3 protein-coding genes are annotated in these 2,288 nt (G+C 29.5%); 2 read left to right on the forward strand and 1 reads right to left on the reverse strand.

What is annotated here, in order from left to right:
• Nucleotides 1–148: 148 nt before the first annotated feature.
• Nucleotides 149–670, forward strand: a complete 522-nt coding sequence (locus tag VK071_10765; GenBank protein ID HLR35791.1) for a peroxiredoxin — start codon at nt 149–151, stop codon at nt 668–670.
• A 54-nt stretch (nt 671–724) separates the two neighbouring features.
• Nucleotides 725–1,342, forward strand: a complete 618-nt coding sequence (locus tag VK071_10770) for a CoA pyrophosphatase (protein HLR35792.1) — start codon at nt 725–727, stop codon at nt 1,340–1,342.
• Nucleotides 1,343–1,500: 158 nt separating this feature from the next.
• Here VK071_10770 and VK071_10775 read toward each other — a convergent pair.
• On the reverse strand, nt 1,501–2,288 hold a 788-nt coding region (locus VK071_10775; GenBank protein ID HLR35793.1), incomplete at its 5' end, for an MATE family efflux transporter.

Here is a 2,288-nt window from a genome sequence, read left to right on the forward strand (position 1 = left end):
AGGCGTAACCCTAAATAAGGAAGACAACGCTTCAAGGAGGTTAACTACGACCTCTATCTGTACAATTATTATCTCACAAGAAGTGTGAGATAGAAAAGAAAATATAGTTTTTAAACTATGACTTTATTATACGAGGAGGTAATATACAGTGCAAAGATTTGTAGGAACTAAGGCACCTGAATTTAAAATGAATGCTGTAACAGGTGATGGAAAAGATTTTGTTAAAGTTGATTTAGATGATTATAAAGGAAAATGGCTAATAATGTTTTTCTATCCACTAGACTTTACATTTGTATGTCCAACAGAAATTACAGGATTTAGTGAAAGATATGAAGATTTCAAAAAGGAAGGAGCAGATGTACTAGCAGTAAGTGTAGATAGTGAACATTCTCATAAAGCTTGGATAAATAGTAGTTTAGGTGAAGTTAAGTTCCCGATTGCTTCAGATATTACTAAAGAAGTAGCAAAAGATTATGGAGTACTGATTGAAGAAGAAGGAGTTGCTTTAAGAGGACTATTCATAATTGATCCAGAGGGAGAAGTTAAATACTCTGTAATACATGATAATGATATAGGAAGAAGTGTAGATGAGACATTAAGAGTATTGAAAGCTTTAAAAGCTGGCGGACTTTGTCCAGCAAATTGGAAAGAAGGGGAAGAATTACTATAAATATAAATTATAAGCGGTCATTTATGACCGCTTAATCTATTTATGGAGGATTTTATGATTATTAATTTAATTGAAGAAAGAATTAAAAATAGAATACCTAAACCTATGGATATTATTTATAACTATGGTATTCTGGTGCCCTTAATTAAAATTAAGGATGATTGGAAATTAATATACCAAGTAAGGGCTAAAAGTTTAGAAAGACAACCAGGAGAAATATGCTTTCCAGGAGGGTCAGTAGAAGGAAAGGAAAGTTTTAAGGAAACTGCCATAAGAGAAACTTGTGAAGAATTAAATATAAAAGAAGAGAATATTAAAATACTTGGTCAATTAGATTATCTTATATCTCATTCTAACTCATCTATGTATCCTTTTATAGGTATAATTAAGAACGTTTATATAGATAAAATAAAATATAATAAAGAGGAAGTTGATCATATTTTTACAGTGCCTCTTCAGTTTTTCTTAGAAAACCAGCCTAATGTATATTATATAGATTTAAAAACTGTAACGGGGGAAGACTTTCCTTATGAGATGGTACCTAATGGAGAAGATTATAATTGGGATAGAGGAAAGCATTCTGTTTATTTTTACGAATATGAAAATTATATTATATGGGGATTAACAGCTAAAATTACTAAAAATTTTATAGATATAATTAAAAAAAGCTAGCATGGAAGGTTTATACTAGCTTTTTTACTATTTTTCTATTCTTGATTAATTTCAATATATTTCATTAACTTAAACATTTGTTATGAAACTTTCAATTTTTAAATTATTTTTAATACTTATTATAACTTTTTAATTTTGATTATGTTTTTTATACCTAATCAGTTTTCATCTATTCTTGGTTTATATTGGCTATGAGGTTCCTTGCCTAAAGTTTTTAAGTCATAAAATAAGAAAAGTCCAGTAGTAATAGTTGCAAGTAAGTCAGACACTGCAGCTGCTGCCCATACACCAGTAAGACCAAAGAATCTTGGTAATATAATTAAGGCTGGAATCAGTATTAAAACTTGCCTAGATAAACCTAGAAATGCAGATTTTTTGGGTTTGCCTGTAGCTTGGAAATAATTAGAGCTGACAATTTGAAAACCTATTACAGGTAACATAGATAAATTTATCCTTAACCCCTTAACTCCAATTTTCATTAACCCATCTACATTAGTTTCTTTTCCCATAAAGATACTAAATAGTTTTTCCGGTACAGTTTGAATAATAATAAATCCTATTACAGCAATTGTAGTTGCAGATATTATGGCTATTCTTAAAGCTTCTTTAACTCGTTCATATCTTTCAGCTCCATAATTGAAGCCGATAATTGGCTGAACACCTTGGTTGATTCCAAATATTGGCATTAATATCATCATAGTTATACTATGAATAATTCCCATACTAGAAACAGCCATATCTCCACCATAAGTGCTTAGACTATTATTTAGAAACATAGTTACTGTACTGGCTGCTAATTGCATACTAAAGGGAGCAAATCCAATAGAAATAATTTCTTTAATTATATTTTTATCTAATTTCATACTTTCTTTTTTAAGTTTTAACATACTTTTTTCACTATAGAAATATCTAATAACCCATATAGCCGATGCTCCTTGGGCAATAA

It is taken from the genome of Tissierellales bacterium, from assembly GCA_035301805.1.
Taxonomy (GTDB): Bacteria; Bacillota; Clostridia; order Tissierellales; family DATGTQ01; genus DATGTQ01.

Excerpts from the sequence above, each read along its gene's own strand:
- VK071_10770 (HLR35792.1), top strand. The coding sequence starts at position 725 with ATGATTATTAATTTAATTGAAGAAAGAATTAAAAATAGAATACCTAAA.